Here is a 22,623-nt window from a genome sequence, read left to right as displayed (position 1 = left end):
TTGATTACTAAAACCCATATTCGATATGAAGCTTTCCTTTATGATCTCTATGGATACTTAAGAACGTTGATCTTGTAAAATGCGTCGCCGTTGGGTAATGCCTGTACTTTTTAAAGCAACAGATTCTATTTGTTTATAAATAGATTGGGGTAGAATAAAAAGCAAATATGCTGCAACTAAGGTAAAAGTTGTCCGTCGTGGCTCTTGTATGAGAATTCGCCAGTTAGTAGCTAAAGCTTTATTTATTAGCTTCACAGACATTGAACCTGCTTGTAGACGTAACGCTGTGCGAGCTAAATATCTGAGATAATAAGCTCTACCAAGTTCTTCGCAATTATTTAATACCGAGGGTGCATAAGAGCGGATTTTATCAATTACTTTTTCCCAAGCATCTAACTGCTGGAAAAGATTTGCCGAAAGCCCATCTGAATTTATGCGATACAATGTTAATGATTCCGGAATACCTTCAATTTTCCAATTAGTCTGGATTAAAATCCGAATCCAGCATTCAACATCCTCTGATTGACGAAACTGTTCGTCAAAATAAAAATCTTCTACAGTACCGTAAAGATTGCCTTGAAATTTAATATCTGCAAAAACTTTCTTACGAAATAATGCAGATGAGCCATTGCCAAGTGGATTGCAGCAAAGTACATCAGGTATGGTAATTTTTTTCAGTTTAGGCATTTGATACGTACCTGATGGCTTACCCGATTCATTAATAAAGGCGGAACGGCTAAAACTCACACCGACATCTGGTGAAGTTCTAAGGTGAGCAATATGTTTTTCTAACTTCTCTGGTAACCAAATATCATCTCCATCTAAAAACGCTAAATATTCTCCTTGGGCATGGCGTATTCCAGTATTTCTAGCTCCAGCTAATCCGCGATTTTGCTGATGAATTATTTTAATTCTGTAGTCTGCAAATTGCTGACAAATCTCTATACTCTTATCGGGAGAATCATCATCGATAATCAGAAGCTCAAAATTTGTATAAGTTTGGCTTAGTACAGATTCTACAGTAGCAGCTATAAATTTTTCAACTCTATATACCGGAATAATTACAGAAATTTTGCACATTTTTAAAGCTGTTTGTTGATATTTACTATTACGTGAATATGATAATTATTTGTGAATTTACTCGCTTAATACAAGAAAAATTTATGTCATTCTCTTCTGTATTGTTTTGGGGAATTCTTTTAAAACAAATCATTTTCATGTTTGTTATTGTTTAATGTTAGAAAAAATCATAAAACGGATAAAATTTCGTTTTAATAAATCTTGATATTATATGCAAAAATAATCACAAATCAAAGAAGCAAATAATCACAATATTATGTGCATTTTTGAGTAGCTATAATTCAAGTATTTCCTCAATCAAAGTTTCCAACTTAATTATGTAGTTTTGCCAAGCATTTTTGACTGATTCCCGACCACCATTCCCCCAAATTTCTAAATCTTGATTTGATAGAGATGTGATCGCCTGAGCTAGTTTTACAGGATCTTGTGGAGGTACTAAAATACCACAGTTGTATACTTGTTCACTTAAACCATCAACATCAGACGCAATAATTGGTTTACCAGCTGCTTTAGCTTCTAAACAAACAAGACCCCAGGGCTCCCATATAGAGGGAATCACTACAGCATCACACTTTTCTAAGAAACTAGGTACATCATTAACACGTCCTAGTAATCTGACATTATCTAGTCCTTGGGCTAATTGTTTTAGTTCGCTTTCTAATGCTCCTTCTCCTTCTAACAGCAGAGTAACTTGTGCTGGTGATACTAATTTCATCGCTTTGAGCAAAACATCAAATCCTTTTTGGAGACAAAACCGCCCATATGCCCCCAAGATAATAGGCTTGTGAATAGGTTTTGAAGGAATCGCAAAAAACTTTTCTAGTAATCGGCATGATTCGATTACAGATACTTTATGTGAAGGAAGTAAACGATTTTGTAACATCCATTCAAATTGATTTTGGGATATTGATATTACATGATCTGCAAGACTATACGATAATTTGAGCATCAAGTGAAAACGAGACAAGTTAGGTACATTATATTGTTCAAAACATCTTGAATAATGATGCTCAATGATAATGATTTTTGTATAAGTATTTTTGAGTTTTATCGATAGCAGCTTTAGAATATTCCTCCAAGTATTCACAACATTAAATAAAATAATTTTAGGCTGAAAATCTTTAATAAAATCAATTTCTTTAATAGATAAAACTTTGAATTCAAATTTATCTTTCAGTTCCGAATGTATTAATGCATCAACAGTAGATTTTACTCCACCTAAATTATAATTTTCAACTAATATCAATATTTTATCTTTCATTAGTTTAATAATTTGTTGTTTGTCTAAAATTATGCAATAAAAAATACTAAGCTAATCTCATAAATAGTAAAATTTTTCAAATTTGTATTTGATGTTAATAAATATTTATTACTGTTTATTGCTCATATAAAAATTAGGAGGTCTCGTAAATATATATTTTATAGCCCAAATACTAAATGCACCTTGAATTACTAATTGACAAATTAACACTGTTGCGGCTATCCAAAAAATTCCCCACCTTACAGCAAATAGTAAAAAAACGGCAAATAACAAAGTATAAGTTAAGTTAAAATAGAGGTTAATATGAGTTTTACCTACAGCATTGATTAGTAAGCTAGTTGCATTGTAGAGAGGAAGTGATAAAGCTGATAAACAAATCAGGATCAAAACCGGAATCGCTGTTACCCACTTCTGCCCAAAAATAAGTGGCACATATAAAGGAGCTAGGCTGGATTGAAGAAGAATTAATGGAATTACAAACGTTGCAGTAGACTTAAGACTACTAAAGTATCGTGATCGCATCTGTTTAAAGTCTGCCCTAACTTCGCAAAGATGAGGAAATAAAGCAGTATTAAATGCGTTGACTACGTTTAAACTTATACCTAAACCAGCATTAAAGGCAAAATAGTATATACCTAAAGCATCAATGCTTAAAAAACGGCCTACTATTAAATAATCTATATTACTTCTGAGCTTATTTAAGAACTCAACGCCCAGTATATCTTTGCTAAAATATAGAATTTCTTGCCATTGTTCTAGCTGAAATGATTTAGGAGGCTGCCACTTATGATTCCTGTTATTAATGACTATCCATATAGGAGTAGTTATAACAATTGGTAAAATTACAGACCATACACCTAACCCTAATATAGCTAAAGTAATTGTTAAAATATTAATTGATAGAGACTGAATTATATTACATAAAGCTATGATATTTAATCTATTTTCGCGTTGAATTAATGCACATTGAACCATGAAAAATGGCAACATTAAGTATACTAAAGCACTAAAGCATATTGGTAAAATAATTCGATTATTTCCATAAAACAATGCTATTGGGAATGCTGCAGTACACTGAAGGATAAACATGAAAATGCAGACAATCCAATTTAGCCAGTATGAAGTATTACATATAACTTTTAAATTTTGTTCATCAGCCTGAATAATCTTAGAGCTAATTCCAGATTTCAGCGTTACAACATTTGCAAACTCATTGGTAGTTAAAATAACAGCTACTAGTCCATAATCATAGGGACTAAACATCCGTGCTAATGTAAAAGTTGTGCCTAAGCGAAAAATACGGTTTGCTAATTCTGCTCCTCCCAACCATCCAACATTGCGAATAAATTTAGTAGATAATGTTTGCCTTATATTATTGATTAACATGTGATTACAAAGTTTATTATAATATTGTTCTAATTATTTAGAAAATTTTATAGTAATCTTAGGATTAAATCTTTTCTTTAAATGCCATACCCATGATTAACAAACCTGGCCAATAAAGATAGGCTAAAGTTTCTATATTTTCTCCAAAGGTAAAGAAGAACAAAACTAAAAGTATACTAAGACTTACTTTAGCAGTATGAATTTTATGATATTTATGGATTAAATCTATCAAGCTCCATAAAAAAGGAAATAATAATGAAAATGCGCCTACTAATCCTTTTTCAAATAGGATACCGAACCATGTATGGTGACTACCTATAGGCATAAAAGTGGCAATTGCAGGCCCCTTAGGGTCAACAAACCCATGACCCCAAATAGGTGCTTCATTCCAGCGTTCTAGAGCTACGCGTCCTAAAATTTCTCTAATTCTTGATGAACTAGCTCTTACCTTAGAAAACTGTTCTTTAAAATCCTGAATAAAATTGATTAGCTTAGTGGCAAAGATACCTGCAACAAAACATATAATACCAGATAAAATTTGTACTTTAGGTTTAATAAAGTTTCCTATTAGCCAGGAAAAACATGGAACTATGGCAAGGCATAGCATTGACAATCTAGAAAATGAACTTAATATCATTGCTATAGAACCAATAATACCAATAAAGCGCCATTTTCTATCAGATTCCTGATTAGCTAAGAAAAAATAAATACAGCCTGTTAAGCCTAAAGCAGGTGCCCAAGGTGTAAATAATTGTAGACGGATTTGATTGGTTTCTTCTTCAAATCCATACAGGGCCACATTATACATTAAACTACTATTACCTCCTATTAAATGTAAAGGGGAATTATACAAGATATTCGGTAAATGTAATTGAGAAGCTATATAGCAGAGGGGTATAAATATTAAGCTTTGTAAGCAAATAATACAAATGGCTCTATAAATTAATTGAGGACGAATTTTTAAGCATCCAATCAAAGGAAATAATGCCAGATAAGCCCATGTTCTAGCCCAATTGATTGATGAAGTGACAATTTTACCTATTCCTAAATCAAAATCTATATGAGCGGCAATTAAACTTACTTCCATAACTAACATGGAAATAATCCATACCCAGATAGTAGGGGTAATGATGATTTTTTCATTATTAGGTGTATTATAATTTTGCTGCCAAAGTTTTTTAAATAGATAAAAAGCTAATACCCAGATAACTATAGACATAGCAATATAATTTGCTCCCAAAAGGTACAAACCATAAGTTCCTACAAGTGAGTACCAAACTAATTTTTCCGGGAAGTTTTGAGGTTTCATTGAATTTCTAAAAAAATTTCTTAGAACTGATTTTATGTAACATATAATTGCTAATTCTATAAAGGCTATTATTTTTGCTGATGACGAGCGCGCAGTGAGAGTAAAAATATTCCAGATGTTAATAAAATTGAACCAACAGTCGCACCAATATAAACGTATTCTTTTTTAGGATAGCTAGGCTTATCAGGTAAACTTGGTTCATTCACAATTTGCATGAAGGGATAAGAACCAAAAGCATTGGACTTACCGATATCAAGCCTAGTTAATGTAGTGGAAAATACTGCTTCTGCAACTTGCATATCTCGTTTTAATGCATCCAAGTTGGATTCTTGCTGTGCAAGATTTTTGAGTCTAGTTTCTAACTGAGTAATCTGTCTTTCTATAGCGTGAGCTTGAGATGTTAGTCCCTTTTGATCTGCTTGAACTGTTACTACTTGTTGAAACAAGCTATCCTGAGCAGTATTACCATTATTATTGCTACTTAGGTTTAATTGATTAAGAAAAGCCAGGGTGACTGGTTCTTTTAAAAGATATTTGCCTCTTTCGAGCAGAGCTTTTAGTGCCATGTCTCGCTTGTCTTGCTCTGCAATAATTTGAGGATGATCTGGTAAAAACTTTGATTCCAATACAGTTAAAGAAGCACTAGCTTCGCTATAATCTTTTAAATTATGCTGAAATATCTGATCTGATTGTAGAACAAAAGCTTGTGTAGCTTGTTGAGCAGATAGTTTTAAATTAGCGGATAATTGTTGCAACCTAGTGTTAGCTTGCTGTTGTTGAGCCAAAATTTCAGCTTTTTGTCTGCGTAGTTCTTCAATATTGGTTGTGAGTTCCTTAAGTTGTTCTTCAGAGTTTAAACCTGAACTAGCTTTATAATCCGAAAGTCGTTTCTGGGCAGTTTGTAATTTTTTTTGTGAAGATTTGAGTGAAGTTTGAATACCTAAGTCTTTTTTTAGGGCTTCTTGAGTTCTTAATTCATTAAGCCTTGCTTCTAAAGCTTTGTAGAAAGCTACAGATTTATTCTGTGCTTCCTCTGGACTTTTACCTTGGAACTCAACTTCCATGATGGTAGTATTATCTAATACTTTAATTCTCGGTTTACCAAACTCTTCTAAAGACATATTAAGTTGAGCAGATGCAACCTTAAGTACAGGTTCACTGCCAGCAATAAATTTATAATTTTCTCGCGGATCTTGTGTAGAACTATAAGAGTATGGAGATGAATTTTCATAAGAAGCTTGTCCAATGCCTGGTAAATTAACATTGGCGTTGGAACCTGCTCCTGGTAAATTGATAGCCGATTTACTAGTATAGGTTGGTGATGTAAATAGTAAATAACAAAAAGCTAATAGCCAAAATACTAAATTGGTAGTGATCCCTAAAAAAAAATAAGGTTGCCAACGTCCCTTATTTGCTGTTGATTTGCCTAATTTACCAGAATATCCGGTGGAGATTTCTATCCAATTAGTCATGAAAAATCCTCTAAAAGTCAGGAAATTGTGGAGTTCCAGAGGCTAAACGGTGTTATGCAATCAATAACTCGGCTCCGCTTATTGCCTGAAAATACCTGTATACATAGGTTTTGGTTACATGCACTTGATTGACACGTGCTGATTAAATTTTCTTACAGTATTGGGGATCGCCAACACTATCTCATGGCTATTGTCACGCTTAGATTAGATAGTATCCTGGCAATCATGAAACTATCCAGTTGGATAACCAAGTGGATAGGATAGGTAATTGGTAGTTAGGAATTACTTTACTTGCGGGTATAACGATGTTTTACGCCTATGGGGAAATATTCTGGATCGCCAGTAGGGGCTAATGCAACCTGTGGCATTTGATATTCTTTGGGAACGTAGTTAGCAAACTCGCTGTTGAGGCGGAGAAGTTCAGAGAGAATTGAGTTTGCGATCGCATTTCTTTTTTCCTCGCTAGCCTCGACTCCCGGTGCTAACTCTACCACCACAGATAATAAGCGGTTCTGGTCTGCGTCTTCTTTGACCTGCAATACAAATTTACCTGTGACCCATTGGGGAATTGGCGATCGCTCTAAACCAACTGTGACATTTTCCGGATAGATATTGGCACCAAAGTAAGAAACTGTAAAATTAGAGCGTCCGAAAACATAAACAAAAGGTAAGGGGTGAATTCCTCTGGCTAGCTGAATGTCGGTAGCTAGGCTTTCATCTTGCAATGGGTCGAATCCCCACTCTGCCAAGAACTGTAGCATGGCATCATAACTAATGATGCCGCCTGTATCTAAGATGTTATAACGCACTAAAGGAATGCCATTGTCTCCAGAAAATAGCAATGTGCCATTCTCAACTTCAAAAAATCGACTGATGGGATCATACTGTACTAGCGTTGGTAAGCGAGATTCCCCAAATAATGCTTTGGCTGCATCGGGATGTTGTGCTAAAAAACGACGAATGCAGATACTCAAAGGCGTTTCATTTCCTAATACACCTGCATCAGCAGTTCCATAAAGCGATGCGAAATCGTAACAGGGATTTTGTGAACCTATGCGTTCCCCAACCAAACTGCGCCATTCTTCACTAAATACTTCTCCCGCCATCACTAACTTAATATGATATTGCTGCCACTGTACGCCACGGGCAATGCCTGTATCAATCACATCTTTTAAAAATGGTGGATATCCTAACAAAACCACTTGCTCAAATCCTAACCCAAGCTCCTGTACAACCCGCAAGATTTCATCTTTATTATTACCAGGAGTAATCATCGTCACAGGGTAACCTTTGCTAGCGAGATAACGACAGCAATTTGTTGTGAACATTCCCCCTACCCATGTACCCAAAGTAAAGCAAACCACCGCTAAGGTACGTTTGGTATCTGCAGAAAAACTATCGTGAAAAATTTGCTCAAAGCGGGTGGCGATTTGCAATTCATCGGTGAAGAAGCGGGGCCAAAACGTCGGGTTACCAGTGGAACCAGAAGACGCAGCAATCATGTCACATTCCGACAACTGTCCATGACGACACAAATCAGTTAAAGGATAACGCTGAATGTAATTTTCCTTGGCGATCGCAGGCAATTTTTGGAAATCCGCTAAACTCTGGATAGTTGCCGCATCAATGTTTTCTGCTGCTAGAAAAGCTTTGTATGCTGGTACATTAGCAGCTACATCTTGAAATAAAGCTAAAGCTGTTGCTTGTGCGGAAGTTGCAAGATGTTGTTGTAATAGTGTTTCTAGGGGAGTAGATAAAAAATCTTGAAAGGCTGTGATTGCTTTTTGGGATTTGTGCATGGTTGGGGATTGGGGTAATGGGGAAGGGGGAAGGGGGAAGGGGAAATAATGTGTGACAGACGCGATGAATCGCGTCTCTACAATTGTTGACTCTTATTTAATTACGAATTACGAATTATGAATTACGAATTTAATTAGGGAAGGAAGTAAATGCGATTGATTTTATATACGAAACCGGGATGTCATTTATGCGAGGGTTTGCAGGAAAAGCTGGAAAAAATTCAAAATATTAGTTTTGAGTTAGAACTGCGGGATATTACGACTCGTGATGATTGGTTTTTAGCTTACCAGTATGAAGTTCCGGTTTTATATTTCTCTGAAAGTGAAGCCACAGTTGACACAGAGGAAAACTTAATAGAAAAACCTTTGCCACGCCCTTCTCCTCGTGCTAGTGTGCAGCAGTTGGAGCAGATGCTGCATAAGTATTTGTCCAATTAGTAAAATAATGCACAATAAACGCAAGATATAGTGTGTGACGAGGTTCACAAGATGAAACTGCGGGAATTACTAGCAGCAATAGACAGTGTAGAGCAATTGCCAAACCATCCGGCTTTGGAGGATGCGGAAGTCAAAGGCTTGAAAACAAATTCTCATGCTTGCGGTTCGGGAGATTTGTTTATTGGAATGCCAGGAACTAGGGTAGATGGTGGAGAATTTTGGCAAAGTGCGATCGCATTGGGTGCTGTAGGTGCAATTGTCTCTCCTCAAGCTGTGCAAAAAAATCCTCCCACACCAGAGGCTTTTGTCGTTAGTGCTAGTAACATGACGAAAGCTTGTGCTCAATTAGCCAGTGCTTTTTATGGTTACCCTGGGCGAAAACTCAAACTTGTGGGTGTGACTGGGACTAATGGTAAAACTACAACCACTCACCTGATTGAATATTTTTTAAGCAAGGAAAATTTACCCACAGCCTTGATGGGTACTCTTTACACTCGCTGGCCTGGTTTTGCAGAAACTGCTATTCACACTACGCCGTTTGCGGTGGAACTGCAACAGCAACTAGCAGCAGCAGTAGATGCTGGTTGTGAGTTTGGGGTGATGGAAGTCAGTTCCCATGCTTTAGCCCAAGGTCGAGTTTTGGGTTGTGAGTTTGAGGTGGGGGTATTTAGCAATCTCACCCAAGACCACTTAGATTATCACCGCGATATGGAAGATTATTTCGCGGCGAAGGCATTATTGTTTAGCCCAGATTATCTTAAAGGCAGGGCGATAATTAATGCTGATGATGCTTATGGTCAAAGATTAATCGCTTCTTTAGGTGCAGACAAAGTTTGGAGTTACAGCGTTAATCATACTAACGCTGATTTGTGGATGAGCGATTTAAATTACGAACCGAATGGTGTTAGCGGTACATTGCATACACCAAAAGGGAATGTAGCTTTTCGTTCACCTTTAGTGGGTCAATATAATTTAGAAAATTTGTTGGCAGCAGTAGGTGCAGTTTTACATTTGGGTTTAGAGTTAGACTTTGTTGCAGCTGCAATTCCTGATTTTCCTGGCGTTCCCGGACGGATGGAAAGAGTGCAGATTGCTGCTAATCAAGACATTAGCGTGATTGTCGATTATGCCCATACACCAGATAGTTTAGAGAATTTACTTAAAGCGGCGCGTCCGTTTATTCCCGGTAAAATGATTTGCGTATTTGGTTGTGGTGGCGATCGCGATCGCACTAAGCGTCCGAAAATGGGAAAAATTGCCGCTGAATTAGCAGATGTAGCTGTAGTGACATCTGATAATCCCCGCACCGAAGACCCAGAAAAGATTTTACAAGATATTCTGGCAGGAATTCCCGCAACTTTAAATCCTACAGTCATAGGCGATCGCGCTACCGCCATTCGTACGGCGATTTTACAAGCGCAGCCAGGCGATGGTGTCTTACTTGCAGGTAAAGGTCACGAAGATTACCAAATTCTCGGGACAGAAAAAATCCACTTTGATGACCGCGAACACGCACGCGAAGCTTTACAAGCAAGACTGAAGATATAAAACCGCCGCTTTTTATAAATTTAAATTCCCTGCATTTCTTTTCCCAGAGTGCAGGGGTGCAGAGGAAGCAAGGCAATACTTATCGGTTAAGGGCAAAAGGGGAAGAGGAAAAAGGCAAGAAAAAACCTTTAACCCTTACCCTTTCTCCTGCACAGACGCTACGCGTAGCTTGCTGAAGCGCAGGGGTACACCTTTTCCCTAAACCAAATTCCTCATTGAAAATCTTTAACCTTACTGATGGAATAATTTAATTTCTGGAAGTCTCCTATAAGAGAAATAAATCATTCAAGATGATGCCCTGTTTCCTATTTCCTCTGAAAAACACCAAACAGCAAACACCTTTGATCCATATCTAAATTAATCAAAAGATAATTAATGATAAAACTAATAAATTCTCAATGTATTGTTACCCATATATACTTGCCACCTTATAGGGTAAATGATACACTCCATTAGTTTTACAATTTATATTCCATATTTCTTGATAAATATTAAATTTTGTAGATTTTCCGTAAAAAAGGTAAATATTAGGGTGAAAAGCAAAGGCAGAATTATTTATGTCCTTTATCCTTCCTCATTTTTCCTTCTTGTGCTTGACTCATGAATGATTTTCTGGCTCAGGATCTGTCTGTTTATCATTTGGTTGCGGGAGTGCAAGCGCCTCCTCAAGCATTGCCTCTCAGTCCGGCGGCTCTGTTATCACTAGTTAGGTCACAAATTGACTTGCTGATTGAACAGAAAATTGCCGCGACTTTATGGGTAAAGCTACCACCTGGAAAAATTTGGTATTCAGAATTAGAGCGTTATCAATCTGCAGTTGATGTGTCTGTTGTGATTTATAACTGTCAGATGGAAGAGAGGCGGAAAGGGGAAGAGAGAAGGAATAGATCCCTGAGTCCAGCACTGAATAATCAAGTTATTAAGTTATTACCAAATAGGCAACTACAACGGGAATACTTTTTTATAATTTTGTCGCCACAGTTTTGTAGTTTAATTTTGGCTTATCGACCCCTTAAAAGACGCAGGAACCCAATATTAAAAAAGGTAAATGCCAATAAAGCTACACCTTTACTAGCGATCAATACTGTTGAAGGTAGAGTAGTTCAGCAAGTACTAGATGGCATTAGAAAAGCCAGCACAGCAGAATCATCGCCAATTGTGCCGACTGATTTTCTTTGCCCCAGTATGCCTGAATCTACACTCATGAATCAGCTTTTGGTCAAGCAAATTCAGCGACAAGATGAAATTAACCTACAACAAATTAAAAAGCGCACTACCAAGTTGCAACAGCAAAATCAAAAACTATATAACAGAGGAAAAGCCAAAGATGACTATTTGAGTAATGTGTGTCAAGAGTTGCGTACACCTCTTACCCACATGAAAACAGCGCTGTCATTGTTAAATTCTCCTACCCTCAAACCACCCCAACGGCAACGCTATTTACAAATGTTAAATAGCCAATGCGATCGCCAAAATTCTTTAATTAATGGTTTAGTAGATTTAGTCAATTTAGAGCGTAATTTGCAAGATACCACCTTAGAAGCGGTCAGTCTTGCAGATATTGTGCCTGGTATAGTCAGTACATACCAGCCCGTAGCTCAAGAAAAAGGCATCATGCTAGCCTATACAGTACCCACAGAACTGCCGTATGTGTGGTGTGTGGCTGGGGGATTGCGACTAATTGTGATTAATCTCTTACATAACAGTATTAAATTTACCCCGAGTGGCGGTCAAGTTTGGGTGCGATCGCGCGTGCAAGGCAATTTTGTACAATTAGAATTTCGCGACACAGGTATTGGCATAGCCGAAACCGAAATTTCCAAAATATTTGACAGCTTTTACCGCGTGCGTTCTGGGACAATAGATGAATCTAGCGGCCCAGGTTTGGGATTAACAGTTGTACAGCAGTTAATTTGGCGTTGCGGTGGCTCAATTGCCGTCAGAAGTAAACCAGCTGAAGGCTCAACGTTTACAGTTAGTTTAGCGCGTGTTCAAGATCAGCCAGTCATTTAATTTTTGAATTAAAAATCTCAACTCTAAAATCCAAAATTCGTCTTCTCCCAAAGGGAGAGGCTACGCCAAGGAAAGTTGGAAGACAGTTGCTACAAGTCGGGGAACCCGCAAGGGCGCACTGGTTCAACTTCCGCAAAATCTGAAATTGCGTATTAAGTAAGTCGGTGTAAATAAACCAAGCTATGTTACGAAACGTAAATAGGTTTGAAACCCTTACCAATGACCAATGACCAATGACCAATGACAGCCCTTACCAGCTATCTTTAATTGCAACGTTCTATTTACCATTGCTTAGTGCTAACTTCCAAAGGTAAGAAAATAGTCATCACTTCCCCATAGTGCGGACGCTGACGCACTATGAGTTTGCCACCAATGGCTTGAAACAAATGTTTGGTTGCCGCAATATTGAGACTAATTGTACCGGTTTCCGGTTGGAACATCAGCAATTGACCCAAGGCTTTGCGAATAGGTGGCGTTGTCGGTGTCGGCGCTTTAGTAGTATCTTGGCACTGAAATTGCGGCGACAATTGTAACTTCAGTTGATCACCAGCAGGAATCACTTGCACTTGAATATGACTACCAGCAGGTAAGCTGCGAGTAAAATTCTCAATCAAGTTAGTTAGTACCCTGTCTAACATTGTTGGGTTACTAACTACCGTTGGTAATTGTTGGGGTAACACCACATCTAAAGTTAAGTTGCGTCGAGTTGCAGCTTGTTCCCAACGGGGAATACTCTGCTGCAAAACTTGATCGAGAGACATCGGTGTTAGTTGAGTGTGGTTAGATTTCACCGAGTTAGATGTCTCTAGTTCTGCGGCTTTAAACAGCAATTCCATCCTGTCAATTTGCTCAGTACACTCATGATCAATCACTTCTAAGCGACTGATGACATTCGCCGGTAAGTCTCGCCGCTTTAATAGTAAGCGAGTCATGGTGCGAATAGTGGTTAAAGGAGTGCGAACTTCATGAGCAAATGCTTGCAGTAATTCTACATCCGGACGAGTAGGCGAAGAGGCGGGGGTGGGTGTTGGTGGTGAAGTCGGAATATTCTCTTTATATTGTTCTGGTTCTGCGAATTCTTGCAGTAAAAACTGACTAAACTGCATGACAGTACGGTAATCTGGAGGCACGACAGCATACTTTTGTACTAATGCATCCAAATCGGCGTAAAAATCAGGGTTAGTTAGCATTACCCTCGCACCCACAGCTAGCCAAGCTTGCTGTACTACCTCTGGTTCAAAGGAAAATAAAAATGTTTTTTGGCCGTTCTTTTGTTCAGCCAACACTAGTACTAATCTAAATTTATCTGTAAAAACTAAGCAGAATTGTTCTGTCCCTAGAGGATCGGCAGGCAATAAGCGTAATACTGATTTATGGGAAGCAGCGTCCTCTACCTTTTCTAGGGGGATCGGCATTTCAAATGGCATCAACGCCAAAGGATTAAATGGCTGGGCTGTAAAAGTTAGAGTTTGTAAGCTTTGAGTGAGTGATGCTTGGCTAAACAGGGGTGCTGGTGCAGCTAAAACTAATCCTTGGGTTTTATCAGGTGCAGCAGACGCTAAAGAATTGATCAGCAGATGTTCTGTTGCTGCCAAGCTGATACGCCACTGCCATTCTGCTTTGGCTGATGAACACTCAGTCAGAGGTGACTGATTCTCAGCTAAGATTTCCTTCAGACTTGGCAATATCCATTCGTACACAGGTTTTCACCCCTTGATTGGAAAGCGACTAATAACAGCTAGGTTAAGCATTTCATTACTTACTTACGAGGTTATAGCCATTTGTGTATTGGCGACAGTCGTAGAACCGAACAATCTAGGCGCGATTTCCCCTGAGATTGAGATCAACTCACCAAGAGCGATCGCCACATTTATGAAAATCACTAATGAAATATTATTAAATTTTGGGCAATTTAGTGCCAAAGCTATTTAGATCTGATAACATCTATCTTCTAATGAGAGACATGAATCAAGCCTACCTTGGAGGACAGCTACTGGGTATTTAGATTGTGACGATATAAAACCATCAAGTGTATGCCAAGTCTGACTCATTAGTAGCCGTAACTGAAATTAAATTGGTACTTCTATGCGTTGGCTAAAATAGCCTAGCCTTTAGAAGTTTCCTGGGTTTCAGATTTTAATCACCTGTGTGCTGAAAACTAGCACTTGCGTAAGTTCAAATTTAATTGTTTTTTAAGATTTGCTCCTCAACATAACACACACCTTAATTAATCGCTTCAAGTAGTCAATTCGGAGATTGATATGAAAAAGCTCATACCCTTGTTAGTCAGCAGTATTCTGGTAATTGGTAGTTTTGGTTGTCAAGATGCAACCAAAAATGCATCAGAAACTCCCACCACCAATGAAGCCAGCAAAACTACAGCCAAAGAAGCATCCGCCAACACTAAAACTACAGCCAAAGAAGCAGCTGCAAATACTAAAACTACTGCTAAATCTACTACCGAAACTAGCAAAACTCCAACCAAAGAAGCAGCTGCAAATACCAAAACTACTGCTACTGAAACTGCTACTAAAAGTTTAATTCTCAGCAAGTTAACCGAAAAAATTCCTGGTAGCAAGTTAGTAGTTGAAGACAAAGACGGCGTTGTTACAGTCACAGGGACAGTTCCCACCACGGCTGATCTCAAGAAGATTGAGCCATTAGTCAAAGAACAAAAAGGTGTTAAAAGCGTAAAAGTAGAAGCAAAAGCTGCAAAAGCTCAGTAAAATCTGAGACAGTTTTCCATTAAGAGTCTAATAATTCTTAACAGGACTTATAAAAATATAAGTCCTGTTTTTCATGACAAATTAGCTACTTTCTTGATCAGAATCCGATTCAATACTGCTCGGTTAATGATTTTCAACTCTTAATTTGGTTTGAGGAAAGGTAAAAGGTTAAGGGTTAAAGGTTTTTCTTGCCCCTTTTGCCCTTAACCGACAAGTATTGGATTATTCGTTACCAATTTGTAAATTTGCATTCTCTAAGATAAATACATGCAATTCTATAAATTGGGGATGTACCATGCCAAAACGCCTGATAATAGAGTTAAATAATTGGTTACAACGAGATAGAATTGTACGGAATTTAGAAATATTTCAAGACTTTATTATTATCTCACTCTGTCTAGGCTTATTTTGTGTAATGCTGATTCGTCTGACAGAAATGTTTACTTCCTTTTTACGTCCATTAGATTTACGGGAAGTAACATCTGATATTTTGTTTATTTTAATTCTAGTAGAGTTATTCCGCTTGTTAATCGATTACCTACAAGCACAACGCATATCTGTAGGCGCAGCAGTAGAAATTACTATTGTTTCAGCTTTGCGAGAGGTAATTTTACGTGGTGTGCTAGAAATACCCCGCGATCAACTACTAGGTATTTCTATATTTTTAGTAGTTTTAGCAGGGATTTTAGTAGCTTTACCTTGGATGACTCGCTTTTTTGAACATGACAAAACTACTAATCCTGACATTGCTGAAACAATCACGCAGTTATTGACTGAAAAACCTGAGTTGTAAAGTCAAAGATCTAAAGTGATGAGTCATCGGTAATTGGCTATTTTTCCTGTAGTTATCTAGCCAATCTTTAACTTTTTTAGTCCTGTTCGCACCTGATAGGTTGTTCAGTTAATACCAACTAATTATATCAAAAGTTGGTATAATGCTCCAGATTGTGCGATCGCCCTGAGGATTCTATCCTGCAATTCGAGTCTAAGAGCTAGGAGAAAGGTAAAGAAAAACCCTTTCTCCGGTATCTCAAACCATATTTTCAGTGCAAATTGCTATTTCTTGTTATGGGAGGACTAATAAAGGCAGATTTTTACAGCTTTTTAGTGAGTTTTTGTTTCTCGGATGTTAGCAGCGAAACTCTCTAGAAAGTAGTTGTCGTTAACTATTTACATCAGAAAATATAAAAATTTTTTGTCAGTTCGCTAGTAATAGGTTAATAAAAGATAAAAATCGGATTAAAAATGTAAACTTGATCCACAATACAAGCAAATGAAACTTAAATTTTATGCAAGTTTGATGATTTTTATGAAGTTTTAAGAGTTATTATCGATCGCAGGAATTAACTTGAAAAACTTGCAAAAACCAAATCAATTTAGTGAACTACCCTCCAGTTTACAGTTCAAAACAAAACTGTCCCATTCATTTGGTTGGCAAAACGGGACAAGCAGTTCAGATTTCAATTCATTCTCCTAGTCGGTATATCTGTGCCAACTGCGAACGGATATTACCAGATTGGAAGCAACAGTCAACTTTATGGGTAGTGATTGTTTTACAACAATCACAGTATCAATTACAGGAAAGTACACCTGTCATAGAGGAAGAGAAAGAACGCTTACGAGAAAAGTTTATGCGGTTTGGTTTTGATTTAGCTTTTAATCTACGCGATCGCAGCTATTTTACAGACCTCATAGATCCTCGTACAGGCTATCCGCTACTTTCTCATCCTGGAATTGTTCCTCATGACGACACAGCAGTTGTCAAAGCTTTGCTAAATTACCCAGTCATCAAAAACAAATGCTGTGTACTAGTACATCCAGAATGGGGGACAGCAGTCTATCCCAGCATCTTGATTTCCGAAGCTCCGCCAATCATGATTGAATGGGTGACTAAAAGCATAGCGCCCATGCATGGATGGCAAGAAATCAGCTAGATCATCAGTAACTGCGAATAAAAATGATGGACAAACAGGGCACTAGCATCGCCGTAAAAAATGTAAGAGTCAAAAATCACAACTCAAATAAAATTTTGATTTTTGACTCTTGCCCCATACATATGCTGTACGCTCAATTCGCTTAACTATATTTATAGTAATGTTTGTAGCCTTTGTACTTAGTCTTATCTCCGTTAGCAACGATGCCTAAAATATTGACGGGAGAGAGTTTTAGACTATCTTGAGCTTGCATTAGCCCCGATTTATCTGTTTTGTCTAACCTTACTACCATCACTACCCCGTCAGTGTAGGGTGCGATCATTCTCGCATCAACTAATCCTACTATCGGCGGCATATCATAAATAACTAAGTCAAAAGTTCTATTGAAATAGCCCATTAGTTGCTTCATTTTTTCTGAAGAAAGCAACCTTGCAGGATCGGGCGGTATTGGCCCCGAAGTAATCACAGATAAGTTGTTCATCGTTGGCATTTGCCTGATTACCTGTCCTATGGGGATATTCGTGGAAATTAAACTGCTTAACCCCCACAGGTTACTTAGATCGGCTAATTCATGAACTTGGGGTCGGCGTAAATCAGCATCTACAAGTAGTACTTTTTTGCCCATTGCTGCTGCTATTTGGGCTAGTTGGAATGAAACTGTAGATTTGCCGTCTCCTGGTAATGCTGAACTAATAACTAAAGAGTGAATTGGTTGATCGGAACTGAGTAGTTGAATATTTGAATACAGTACCTGTAAAGATTCCCAAAATCTGCCTTGACCGTAATAGCGATCGCTAGACGAGCGGCGTTGTAATATATGAGACATTTTTGGCATTTTGCGGGAAACATTTTTCGGTAAGATTTTTTCCAAAACTTTGTTCTCAGAATTGTGATATCGACTATCTTGGATTTTTCTATCAAAAGGCAAAGTTCCCAGCAAAGGTAGTTTGATTTTTTCTTTGAGACTGTCAGCAGTATGGTATGTATTATCTACCTTCTCTAGTAGCAAGCTAATGCCAACACCTAAAAGTAAACTAGCAATAAAACCTAACGTTAAGCTACGTTGAATATTAGCAGATATTGGTTGTCCAGGCTCAAATGCTCCTTGAATTAACTCCCAAGGTAGTTCTGTCTGAGCCACCTGAATTTGTAGCGTTTCCCGAGTAGTTAAAAACCGATTCAGGCTCTCGGTGGCAATTTGTAGCTCTCTCTGCAGTTCTGTATATCTTCGCGATAAAACTGGTAATAGTTTAACTTCTCGATCAACTTGGATTTCTACTTTCTTTAATTCTTGGCTTTGTACTTCTAAAGTCTGAACTTGAGTAGCTATCTCAGCAAATTTAACACCTAAAGTTCTCTTGGCTTCTTCTTCTAATAATGGCAATAAATTTTCTTTTTTCTGCCTTAAACTTTGGATAGGTGGGCTATCTTCTTGAAACCGAGTTTGTTCTCCAGCTATTTGAGCGTCTAATTGACGGATCTGAGCAATTAATTGTTGATATACAGATGTATTGCTGATCGCGGCTAGTTCTCCTTGTTCCCCTTTCATATTGGCAAAACTGGCACGAGACATAGCTAATTGTTGATCAATTGCTAATCTTTGGGTTTTCAAGGCTTGCACTTGACTGGCAATTTGTGTTGCCTGGGCTTCTGGACTAATAAAATCATACCTTTGGCGGAACAATTGCAGCTCTTTTTGCAAACTATCTACTCTATTTTTAATACTTGGTAGTTGTTTCTCAACAAACTGTACACCTTGCCTTAACTTGGTTTGGCGCTTTTGTAGACTATATTCTAAATAAGATTTAGCAATGATATCTAGAACTACTTTAATCTGCCGAGGGTCTTCACTTTTGAATCGTACCTCTATAATTTTCGTCTGTCCTAAACGACGAATTGTTAACAATGCCATTAGAGAATCATAATTTATATTTGGATAAATTTTCTGTATCTCTTTGACAATGCTTATCATCAATTCTGGGCTTTTGAGAACTTGTATTTGGCTTTCGTAATCTAAACTACCAGATTTACCTGAGCTACTAGGATCAATGGTGAGTTGTGACAAAGATTTCTCTTCATTTACAGGTTCTACTAAAAGTCGAAAATTACTTTCATAGATAGGTTTTTGCTTTAATGTAGAGTAGCCCACAGCAGCCATGACCACAGTTGCTACTCCTACAATAATCAACATGCGTCGCTGTACAACACTGAGGAATTGTCGTAAGTCCCAATCATTACTATCCTTGTCAAACCATGCCGTAATCTGAGGTGAAAATGCTTGGTGTATCGCACTTCCATTGCGCTCGTAAGTTGAAGGTTTAGTTAAATTGTTCTCCATCATTTATTTATCTTGTGTAATCAGCTAGGTAAAATTGGTCATTGCTGGTTGTAGTAAAGGTAAGATACACTCTTGTACTTGTTAAGTAAAATATATAAGTGAAAAACTAAATATTAGACTTAAAGTAAATCCCATATTATTAAGTTTTGAGTTGGCATTTATGTTCTTTGCCCTATCAATGCTCAAAAAAATAATTTATATAGCTGTTTTAGACTCCTAACGACAACTAGTCAATGTTTTAGAGGAGAATATCTAAAATAGTATTTATACTTAAAAGCACCTCAACCAAAATTTAGATGCTATAACAAAAGGCGGTTAAAATTGCTTGGGGCTGTCTCCTCTTAGTTCCGATTAGCTTAGTTAACTACTTTGTCAGCAGCATATGTATCTTTACGTAAGTTAAAAATCAGTCTAGTAATAATATGGACAGTGCTATACTGAGGCAAGTATATTCTGGCTTTCCAATGTCAACCTGAGTATACAAGGAAGTTTTAAGTATAAAATATGATACATTACTTAACTAAGAATTGAGATATAAATATCTAGCCCTCTCCCTCCTTTAGATGGACAGTCTCGGAATTCTTCACTATGTTTAGACAAAATCCTTTACAGGCTTACCTGGTTCTAGGCAGATTTTGCTCGCCTCGTGCTTCAAAAACAGAACTAAAACCCTGATTACAAATTATTCAACCCTCAATTACATAGAGCTTAGGCGTATTTCCAAAAATCAAACAGGAGTTTTATAGGATATTTTATTGCGGGATTGATTGTCACTAGTCTGCTGGATTGCTTAAGATATCTCTACTAACTCTGCTCTTACAGGCATAATAAGTTTTTCTGGTATGGTCTTCTGCCAATAACACTTAATCGGAGTTTTTCACAAAAGTCAAGGGTCAAAAAATTTTAGGTTTAGGTGGGTATTATAACTTTATCCAATCTCCTTACACAGCTTTAAATATTTGGGTAGGCTACAGTGAAAATTTTTCAACTCATAACGATTTTGCCTATTAGCTATTCGTCAAGAATTTTATAGTCATGGTTCAAATCCTTTAGCTCAGTTAAAACTAGAAAATCTCTGCTCTTAAATTTAATTATTTTGCTTAAAGTACCACTGTGGATTTCACGGTTAGTAGTAATACTTAAGAAGTATTATACTAATATTTTATTAAAAAATCAGTATAAATACTTTGGTGTATCATGGGTATATATGATTTAAAATTGTTCACCGATAACCGACGTAAAATTTAAAAATAATTTGTTACCAAAAAAATATTCCAATCATTGCGGTTATTTTACTTAGGCTGGATTCATCAACTCGATGGTGAATTTTGCCACAACTGCTGACTGCAATTTTTTATTAATTAAACAAGCAATTTATCTGGTGCATCATCTAGCTAATGCATAATACCTTGGCTCTGGATCATAGCAAAGCTAGAAAGTATCCTGATTAAACTCTTTCACAAAAAACCGCAATAAAGATTCAAAAAAATTATGTTTTTTCCCTAATTTATACAAACATCGTTTATAAAAGAATTTAACTGCAAGTATAGAGCGACTAAGGCAATCGATTGCTGCGATCGCTTTCTTGGTTATTTCTTGGTCTAGGAATCTTTTAAAAGGACGATATAGCCAATGACATTCAGTGAATGGCTGAAGAAATCGTTGCTAACCATCTCGACAAACAAAGGTGCTCAGAATCAGCAATTTTTTACTCCTGATAGAGACTTATTGTTAAGTGATAAAGTTAACTTCGATCATATAAAAGAGCAGAATGAGGAGGACTTTAACAAGTTTGTACTGCCTTCAATAGTCCCTAGTCAGTCTCTATCAATGAATACAACTTGGTATGAGCAACCGCTGAAATTATCTGTGATTACTGAGTTTTTTCCCCCAGACTACGCTGCTACAGGACAGTTGATTGAGGAACTGGTAAGACAGTTAGGTAAACAAGGAGTAAACATTGAGGTGTTTACAGGTCAGCCGGGGTATGCGTTTGGAACTTCCTATGCTCCTGCCATAGAACAAGTAGGTCGAGTTAGAATTAGGCGATCGCGCACTGCTCAACTTTGGTCGCGGCGAGTTCGTGGTAAAGCGATCAACGGTATCTTGTTTACCTTGCGTGCTGTGCTGCATCTAGTTAGATGTTGCCGTCGCCATGATGTAGTGTTGTTAACCTCAGCCCCACCATTTTTACCAATTGTGGGATATCTGGCTCACCTGTTTTTTAAGCTTTCTTATGTCTGCTTAATTTATGATATTTATCCCGATATTGCGATCGCCTTAGGAGTAATCCCTAAAAATCATTGGCTAGCAAGATTTTGGCAAACCATAAATAAAAAGGTTTGGCAAAAAGCTAAAGGAATAGTGGTGCTAAGTCCAGCGATGAAGCAGCGGGTAGTGGCAGTTTGTCCAGAGGTAGCAGATAAGGTATCTGTAATTCACAGTTGGGGAGATCCTGACTTGATTGTGCCAATGGTCAAAAAAGATAACTGGTTTGCAACGAAATATAACTTAGTTCATAAATTTACTGTTCTTTATTCGGGTAACATGGGTCGGTGTCATGATATGGACACCATATTGGCAGCAGCCAAACAACTGCAAGATGAGCCGATTCAGTTCGTTTGTATTGGAGGTGGTGCAAAACACGACAGTGTAATCCAAGCAGTCAATCGACTTGGGTTAAGTAATTTTTTGTTTTTACCCTATCAAGATAAAGAAGTACTGCCTTACTCTCTAACAGCTTGCGATCTCTCCTTAGTTAGTGTAGAAGCTGGTATGGAAAGTTTAGTTGCACCCAGCAAACTTTACCCAGCATTAGCAACAGGGCGACCTATTGCTGCAATTTGTTCAGAGTATTCTTATTTAAGGCAAATCATCGCAGATGCCCAATGTGGTGCTAGTTTCGAGAATGGTGACAGTTATGGATTAGTTGAATTTATTCGCTTATTGAACAGTGACAAACAATTAGCAGAACGCATGGGTATGGCATCTCGTCGGTATTTGCAGTCGCATTTTACGCCCGAGATTATTGCTAAACAATATTTAAGAGTTCTCCGACAAGCTGTTTCTTAACGCTTTTGAGTATTATTACGCAACATAATTCCCAAAAACGTATTAAATTACTTTCATCTTCGGCTTGACAATCGTAATTTGCGGCTATATAAACAAAGTGCATCTATCATTTAGGAACGCTGACTCTGAAAGTTATGTTTGACAAACTGGTCAATGCAGACTTCCTTAAGTAGGATTACGGAAACCTGCTACTAAAGAAGAGATAGTGAAGCATTTTCCTTAGAACTTGCACTGGTTCACAAGTTTT

At 37.5% G+C, this 22,623-nt stretch carries 16 protein-coding genes; 8 read left to right on the top strand and 8 right to left on the bottom strand.

Annotated elements, in window-relative coordinates; translation table 11 throughout:
- Positions 1-57: 57 nt before the first annotated feature.
- The 6 genes from HG267_RS21990 to HG267_RS21965 form a co-directional block, all read right to left on the bottom strand.
- Positions 58-1,080, bottom strand: a complete 1,023-nt coding sequence (locus HG267_RS21990; RefSeq protein WP_045867994.1) for a glycosyltransferase family 2 protein — start codon at positions 1,078-1,080, stop codon at positions 58-60.
- A 274-nt stretch (positions 1,081-1,354) separates the two neighbouring features.
- Entirely contained in the window at positions 1,355-2,341 is a 987-nt protein-coding gene (locus tag HG267_RS21985) for a glycosyltransferase family 4 protein (protein WP_045867993.1), read from the bottom strand.
- Positions 2,342-2,449: 108 nt separating this feature from the next.
- Complete coding sequence (locus HG267_RS21980; protein ID WP_045867992.1) at positions 2,450-3,727, bottom strand: lipopolysaccharide biosynthesis protein; 1,278 nt, start codon at positions 3,725-3,727, stop codon at positions 2,450-2,452.
- Between the two features lie 64 nt (positions 3,728-3,791).
- Complete coding sequence (locus HG267_RS21975; protein WP_045867991.1) at positions 3,792-5,036, bottom strand: O-antigen ligase family protein; 1,245 nt, start codon at positions 5,034-5,036, stop codon at positions 3,792-3,794.
- A 68-nt stretch (positions 5,037-5,104) separates the two neighbouring features.
- Positions 5,105-6,508 carry a GumC family protein gene (locus HG267_RS21970; RefSeq protein ID WP_045867990.1) on the bottom strand — a complete coding sequence of 468 codons (1,404 nt, stop codon included), beginning with the start codon at positions 6,506-6,508 and terminating at the stop codon, positions 5,105-5,107.
- A 287-nt stretch (positions 6,509-6,795) separates the two neighbouring features.
- Positions 6,796-8,307 carry a phenylacetate--CoA ligase family protein gene (locus tag HG267_RS21965; RefSeq protein WP_045867989.1) on the bottom strand — a complete coding sequence of 504 codons (1,512 nt, stop codon included), beginning with the start codon at positions 8,305-8,307 and terminating at the stop codon, positions 6,796-6,798.
- A gap of 150 nt (positions 8,308-8,457) precedes the next feature.
- Here HG267_RS21965 and HG267_RS21960 point away from each other — a divergent pair, with 150 nt between their 5' ends.
- The 3 genes from HG267_RS21960 (at position 8,458) to HG267_RS21950 (ending at position 12,306) form a co-directional block, all read left to right on the top strand.
- On the top strand, positions 8,458-8,745 hold the full coding sequence (locus HG267_RS21960; RefSeq protein WP_045867988.1) for a glutaredoxin family protein: 288 nt from the start codon (positions 8,458-8,460) through the stop codon (positions 8,743-8,745).
- A gap of 51 nt (positions 8,746-8,796) precedes the next feature.
- Positions 8,797-10,293, top strand: coding sequence for a UDP-N-acetylmuramoyl-L-alanyl-D-glutamate--2,6-diaminopimelate ligase (locus HG267_RS21955; protein ID WP_045867987.1), 1,497 nt, complete (start codon positions 8,797-8,799; stop codon positions 10,291-10,293).
- 600 nt (positions 10,294-10,893) lie between these two features.
- Positions 10,894-12,306 (top strand): DICT sensory domain-containing protein, encoded by a 1,413-nt coding sequence (locus HG267_RS21950; RefSeq protein ID WP_045867986.1) that lies wholly within the window; start codon positions 10,894-10,896, stop codon positions 12,304-12,306.
- Between the two features lie 281 nt (positions 12,307-12,587).
- Here HG267_RS21950 and HG267_RS21945 read toward each other — a convergent pair whose 3' ends face one another.
- Positions 12,588-14,006 carry a sensor histidine kinase gene (locus tag HG267_RS21945; RefSeq protein WP_045867985.1) on the bottom strand — a complete coding sequence of 473 codons (1,419 nt, stop codon included), beginning with the start codon at positions 14,004-14,006 and terminating at the stop codon, positions 12,588-12,590.
- A gap of 88 nt (positions 14,007-14,094) precedes the next feature.
- Here HG267_RS21945 and HG267_RS21940 point away from each other — a divergent pair, with 88 nt between their 5' ends.
- The 4 genes from HG267_RS21940 to HG267_RS21925 all read left to right on the top strand — a co-directional run bounded on the left by HG267_RS21940 (position 14,095) and on the right by HG267_RS21925 (position 16,966).
- A complete protein-coding gene (locus tag HG267_RS21940) occupies positions 14,095-14,238 on the top strand; it encodes a hypothetical protein (protein ID WP_155538954.1) in 144 nt (47 codons plus the stop codon).
- Positions 14,239-14,567: 329 nt separating this feature from the next.
- A complete protein-coding gene (locus tag HG267_RS21935) occupies positions 14,568-15,032 on the top strand; it encodes a BON domain-containing protein (protein ID WP_045867984.1) in 465 nt (154 codons plus the stop codon).
- Between the two features lie 295 nt (positions 15,033-15,327).
- Positions 15,328-15,825: a phosphate-starvation-inducible PsiE family protein gene (locus HG267_RS21930; protein WP_045867983.1), complete on the top strand. Its 498-nt coding sequence runs from the start codon at positions 15,328-15,330 to the stop codon at positions 15,823-15,825.
- Positions 15,826-16,411: 586 nt separating this feature from the next.
- Positions 16,412-16,966: a methylmalonic aciduria and homocystinuria type D protein gene (locus HG267_RS21925; protein ID WP_045867982.1), complete on the top strand. Its 555-nt coding sequence runs from the start codon at positions 16,412-16,414 to the stop codon at positions 16,964-16,966.
- Between the two features lie 142 nt (positions 16,967-17,108).
- On the opposite strand, the gene HG267_RS21920 is transcribed toward HG267_RS21925, so the two are convergent.
- A complete protein-coding gene (locus tag HG267_RS21920) occupies positions 17,109-19,307 on the bottom strand; it encodes a GumC family protein (protein ID WP_309227614.1) in 2,199 nt (732 codons plus the stop codon).
- Between the two features lie 1,629 nt (positions 19,308-20,936).
- On the opposite strand from HG267_RS21920, the gene HG267_RS21915 reads away from it, so the two are divergent.
- On the top strand, positions 20,937-22,376 hold the full coding sequence (locus tag HG267_RS21915; protein WP_228045264.1) for a glycosyltransferase family 4 protein: 1,440 nt from the start codon (positions 20,937-20,939) through the stop codon (positions 22,374-22,376).
- The last annotated feature ends 247 nt before the right edge of the window (positions 22,377-22,623 follow it).

Source organism: Tolypothrix sp. PCC 7601, assembly GCF_025677855.1.
In the GTDB taxonomy this organism is placed as follows: Bacteria; Cyanobacteriota; Cyanobacteriia; order Cyanobacteriales; family Nostocaceae; genus Aulosira; species Aulosira diplosiphon.
This window is presented reverse-complemented; position numbering and strand designations above follow the sequence as displayed.

Coding starts and splice junctions, on each gene's coding strand:
- HG267_RS21980 (WP_045867992.1), bottom strand. CDS start 3,727: ATGTTAATCAATAATATAAGGCAAACATTATCTACTAAATTTATTCGC.
- HG267_RS21970 (WP_045867990.1), bottom strand. CDS start 6,508: ATGACTAATTGGATAGAAATCTCCACCGGATATTCTGGTAAATTAGGC.
- HG267_RS21955 (WP_045867987.1), top strand. CDS start 8,797: ATGAAACTGCGGGAATTACTAGCAGCAATAGACAGTGTAGAGCAATTG.
- HG267_RS21950 (WP_045867986.1), top strand. CDS start 10,894: ATGAATGATTTTCTGGCTCAGGATCTGTCTGTTTATCATTTGGTTGCG.
- HG267_RS21975 (WP_045867991.1), bottom strand. CDS start 5,036: ATGAAACCTCAAAACTTCCCGGAAAAATTAGTTTGGTACTCACTTGTA.
- HG267_RS21965 (WP_045867989.1), bottom strand. CDS start 8,307: ATGCACAAATCCCAAAAAGCAATCACAGCCTTTCAAGATTTTTTATCT.
- HG267_RS21915 (WP_228045264.1), top strand. CDS start 20,937: ATGACATTCAGTGAATGGCTGAAGAAATCGTTGCTAACCATCTCGACA.
- HG267_RS21935 (WP_045867984.1), top strand. CDS start 14,568: ATGAAAAAGCTCATACCCTTGTTAGTCAGCAGTATTCTGGTAATTGGT.
- HG267_RS21960 (WP_045867988.1), top strand. CDS start 8,458: ATGCGATTGATTTTATATACGAAACCGGGATGTCATTTATGCGAGGGT.
- HG267_RS21990 (WP_045867994.1), bottom strand. CDS start 1,080: ATGTGCAAAATTTCTGTAATTATTCCGGTATATAGAGTTGAAAAATTT.
- HG267_RS21985 (WP_045867993.1), bottom strand. CDS start 2,341: ATGAAAGATAAAATATTGATATTAGTTGAAAATTATAATTTAGGTGGA.
- HG267_RS21920 (WP_309227614.1), bottom strand. CDS start 19,307: ATGATGGAGAACAATTTAACTAAACCTTCAACTTACGAGCGCAATGGA.
- HG267_RS21930 (WP_045867983.1), top strand. CDS start 15,328: ATGCCAAAACGCCTGATAATAGAGTTAAATAATTGGTTACAACGAGAT.